The 4,423-nt window shown below is 35.5% G+C and carries 6 protein-coding genes; all 6 read right to left on the bottom strand.

Translation table 11 applies throughout. From position 1 onward, the window contains the following. Positions 1-156: 156 nt before the first annotated feature. Positions 157-555 carry a DUF5071 domain-containing protein gene (locus tag AU377_RS04480; RefSeq protein ID WP_067404838.1) on the bottom strand — a complete coding sequence of 133 codons (399 nt, stop codon included), beginning with the start codon at positions 553-555 and terminating at the stop codon, positions 157-159. A 24-nt stretch (positions 556-579) separates the two neighbouring features. Beyond that, positions 580-1,065: a hypothetical protein gene (locus AU377_RS04475; RefSeq protein ID WP_156450379.1), complete on the bottom strand. Its 486-nt coding sequence runs from the start codon at positions 1,063-1,065 to the stop codon at positions 580-582. 103 nt (positions 1,066-1,168) lie between these two features. After that, entirely contained in the window at positions 1,169-1,585 is a 417-nt protein-coding gene (locus AU377_RS04470; RefSeq protein ID WP_067404833.1) for a hypothetical protein, read from the bottom strand. Positions 1,586-1,639: 54 nt separating this feature from the next. Continuing rightward, positions 1,640-2,149 carry a DUF3916 domain-containing protein gene (locus AU377_RS04465; RefSeq protein ID WP_067404830.1) on the bottom strand — a complete coding sequence of 170 codons (510 nt, stop codon included), beginning with the start codon at positions 2,147-2,149 and terminating at the stop codon, positions 1,640-1,642. An 89-nt stretch (positions 2,150-2,238) separates the two neighbouring features. Then, positions 2,239-2,673 carry an SMI1/KNR4 family protein gene (locus tag AU377_RS04460; RefSeq protein WP_067404826.1) on the bottom strand — a complete coding sequence of 145 codons (435 nt, stop codon included), beginning with the start codon at positions 2,671-2,673 and terminating at the stop codon, positions 2,239-2,241. Positions 2,674-2,691: 18 nt separating this feature from the next. Beyond that, positions 2,692-3,294: a hypothetical protein gene (locus AU377_RS04455; protein WP_067404823.1), complete on the bottom strand. Its 603-nt coding sequence runs from the start codon at positions 3,292-3,294 to the stop codon at positions 2,692-2,694. Positions 3,295-4,423: the final 1,129 nt, after the last annotated feature.

The following is a 4,423-nucleotide window of genomic DNA, read 5'->3' as shown; positions in this document are numbered from 1 at the left end:
ATAAAAAAACTCCCCCTTTTAATATGCAAAAAATTTAGCACATTATTGCGGAGAAGTATAGTAGCCATTCCGAAGGAATGTGAAAAAAACACGGGTGTTTCTGAGGAAACAAAGTGCTCGTTTACACGGTTATATAGTAAAGATAAGGGTAAAGGGTTAAAGGAAGAGCAAAGTTTCCCGTGCTATTTGATCAAGTTCTTCTAATTTTTCTCCTGTTGTTGGATTTTCCACAAGTCTTACTAAATCATCTTTTAATTGCATCTGGAACTCTACTGGAAATCTTTTCACCAAACACTCTAAACACCAATACTTCCATACATCGTCGTTAGTATCTAAGACATCTTTTACAAGGGGAACAATCTCATTTGGAAATGTTAATAGTAGTTCTGCAACCTCAGTTGCTATTGGCCAATTCATATCTTGAATCCATTCCATGAGGCCAGGCAACAGAAATGACAGCTCACTTCTATTCATACTCTTTAAGTGATTTACTCTGCTAAAATCATACTTATTTCTTGGAAGATATTTTTCTGACGTATTCGTGTTAAAAACCACCTTCAAGTCATTATATATTGTTATTTAATCCCAATAATTAAAAATTACATCTCCAATCCTTACAGGTTTCCAGTATGTTATTTGATGTACTTCAGCATCATTTAATTCATTGTCGTTTTCAACAATAATTTTTCCTTTAACGTCCCTAACAAGTAAAGGTTCATTCAACTCACTCACATTCAAAACCCTGTAAAATGGACTAAACTCTCTATTTAGCAGGTGATTATCAACGAATTTTATATTTCCAAATTCAATTAAAGTTGCAAAAGCCAAAAAAGGATAACTAATATTGAGTAAGATATACATATGTTCGCCGAAAACCTTAACCTTAACTTTATAAAAATTCCTTCCTACATTCGGTTCATCGAAAGACAAGATATTTCCGCCATTTTTCGTAATAGCAATAAAACAAATATTTTTAAATTGCCTTCTATCAACTGTTGGAGGAGATTTCTTATTGACATAATTAAATCCAGTTACTCCGTTTAAAAGAATCATAAAGACACCCACATTCGGTCATATCCTATATTTGCTCATTATTACAGGTTGCCATGAAATTTTTCTCAATTGTGCTAACCTTGCACTTTTTTTGTTACATATTTCAGTATATAGCTTATATCTCTTCTGTATATATGTTTAAGCGTAAAGGTTTATATTTTAAAGGAATCTTGAACTCCCCAAGACTTTCTACTTCTGAATAAAAATCCTTTACATCACCTTCGTAATCAAAGTACATTAGCGATGTTTCCAACTTACTCAATTCCTCTGCTGGTTCAAATACAAATTCACAATGCAGTTGCACCAAGTGACCTTCCTCTTCAATTGTAAACTGTCTAACAAAATCAAAGCAGAACAGTTCTTCTCCAGTGAAATCATAAACCCCACATTGAAAAAGCAACGCTGTTTCTTCCCCACCATCTATTTGCTCTTTACCGAATGATTTAAATACTTCCCAAACTTTCGCTAAGTCATTGGTATTTCTACCGATTCTGTTTTCAAGAAAACTTTCGACTTCATTTCCTTTTATCACCTTTTCAGCTCCTCCACTCTATGTGCACCTACAGCATCCAAGCTAATACCATGCTTACTTCAATTCACCAACAAACCAAATTTCACTTTCAAACAGCTCGCCATCTTCATCAGTTATTTCTTCCCTTATGCCTAAACAATCCATATCATTAGATCCAATTAAATTCCACTCACTCATAATGTTCCTTTCCTTTGATAAAGGTATCCATTTTTGGTAGTCGTCATTTCTTTCAAAAAAACCTTTAAAATGGCTGTCTCCAGAAAAAACGATAATTTGGCTATTCCATAATCCAGGCAAATCAATCGCAACAACAATCCGAAACTTCGGTTGAGATTGAGGTTTTATTTTAATCAAATGTTCTGCCCTGTCCAGCAAAGTCTGCATACATAGTCGTTTTATTGCAATTGGGGTTTTACTGGAAGAGATAAAATCTTGTGCAACTGGCAAATGTAAATGCCAATAGCCATTGTAGAAATCGGATGGGAACTCTAACGTTTCTTGTTCAATTCTGTTTACCATGTTTTTCGTTTTACGTTTTAATCCTCGTACCTTTTTGTCAGGCATATTGCGTTCTCCAATTTCTTCTTATCTTATTTTTAATAAACGGAGCGTCTTTCTATAGACTGATCCCCGAATTTTTAAATTACCTACCCTTAAACAGCAATTTTATCATTCGTCCATCCTTCAATAAAGTCTTTTAACGAGGAGGCAACCCACTTTCTGCTATCCGATTCATGATCCCAGACAAAAATATCATCTCTCCGAACACTTCCATTTAGTATCGCATACCCGAACAAATCGCCATTTCCTGCATCAGAAAAAAAGAGTAAATGATCAAACGGCATATAAATATCTTTATAATCATCAAAGTTTCTAAAGAACAGGTTGTCCTTGACAATTTGATCGGTTGGCCATATTAAAGGACAATCAAACTTGTCATAGACCCCATTAGTTTCTTTAAATAGTTCTAACAAATCAGTAGGTAATTCAACCTGTAATTCCTTTTCTAATTGATCAATTTCTGATTTTATGGCAGGTGGTTTAAAATAATATCCCTTCGCCACTGCTTGGATATAGTCCTTCCACATTGAATATTTTTCTCTCCTTTAATCCTCTGGTTTTCTGTCTAATACCCATGGAATTCGAGCCTCAAATCTTAACTGCAAAACAGGACTTGGAAATTCATCATGTACAAACATTAAATCCTTATCAAATCCAAAAGTAAAATCTCCTACTTCCACTGTATTCGTATCATTCCATACCGAATCTGTACAATACGCACCTTTGACTAATTTACCAACAATATGATAACTTCCAATATATAAGCGTAAGCCATCCTCAATTTCACCAAACTCAGATAAATGACTTGGTTTCAATGGATTAATCCCTAACGTAGTAAATATCTCCATATCAGGTGAATTCACATGCTTACAAGCTTCCATAAAATTTCCACAATATAAACAATCGCAAAGCTCTATATCCTTGCTATAGAATGCCCTCGTCTTATCCACTTCAATTTCTAATAACCACTTCATTATACTAATTTGTTTCATCTGCTTCCTCACCCAACTTTTGACTATCGTCCAAAATAGATACACTTCAATTTTTCCCTTAAACCTTAAAAAACGAGAAAAAGATTCAACTTTTCCCCGTCTTTCTTCTCTACTATGTCCATTTAAAAAATACTCCTGCACCTTCACCCCACCCAAACCCGCATTCCACCGTTGCCGTTTAAAATAAAGTCTTTCATCTTTCCCTCATTTTCACACATTTTTGGTCACGTTTTGACCACTTTTCACTGCTTTTCTCACGCTTTTTGTTCACGTTTTTCTCGGTTTAAAAGAAAGTTCTTTACGTTCGAGAGAGAAGAAAGAGAGTAGTGACAAGGGTTGTAAGGATTTTAGGTACAGGACTTTGTTTTAAACGGCTGGACAAAAATGTTGTGAGTTTATTGTAAAGTGCTGGAGTTTATTGCTGGGCTACATCATTGTCCATTTAAAAAATACTCCTGTACCTTCACCCCACCCAAACCCGCATTCCTTCGTTGCCGTTTAAAATAAAGTCTTTCATCTTTCCCTCATTTTCACACATTTTTGATCACGTTTTGACCACTTTTCACTGCTTTTCCTACGCTTTTTGTTCACGTTTTTCTCGGTTTAAAAAGAAGCTCTTTACGTTCGAGATTGAAGAAAGAGAGTAGTGACAAGGGTTTTAAGGAATTTGGGTAACGGACTTTGTTTTAAACGGCTGGACAATGATGTTGTGAGTTTATTGTAAAGTGCTGGAGTTTATTGCTGGGCTACATCATTGTCCTTTTATTTTATAAACTTCCGAAAACACACCCGCTAAACCCGCATTCCTTCGTTCCCTTTTAAAATAAAGTCTACCGACAAAACCCGATTTTCGCTCTTTTTGGTTCACGTTTTGACCGTTTTCCACGCTTTTTTTCCCCATTTCGTTCACGTTTTTATCAGTTTTTAATAAAGATTTCCGAACCCAGTCTTTTGCCAATTGTTGTGGCGGAGGGCTTTTCGGGCATTTTTCGAGCCTTTTACGAAATCTTTATTCCAAAATTGGGGCGGTGAAATCGGAAAAGCTTGTTTTAAATCGGACGTTTATATTGCGGGGTTACATAGAAGAGTAAAGGATTTAGGGTTAAGGAAAAGCTAAAAGCTGTAGTTTCCTTGGCATTCAATTTGATTACAGTCGCCTGCTGTATTTCGCAACTGAAAAGTGAGCCATTTCGCAATTTAATTTTGAGCCACTTCAGCCTGAAATGCTCTTCATCCATTCTTCCGTTTCCTTCATCCTAAAAGAAGGGCCATTCATGTTTAATAC

Origin of the sequence: Sporosarcina sp. HYO08 (assembly GCF_001563475.1) — a bacterium.
Taxonomy (GTDB): domain Bacteria; phylum Bacillota; class Bacilli; order Bacillales_A; family Planococcaceae; genus Sporosarcina.
Note: the sequence above shows the minus strand (reverse complement) of the source record. Positions and strands in the feature narration are given on the sequence as shown.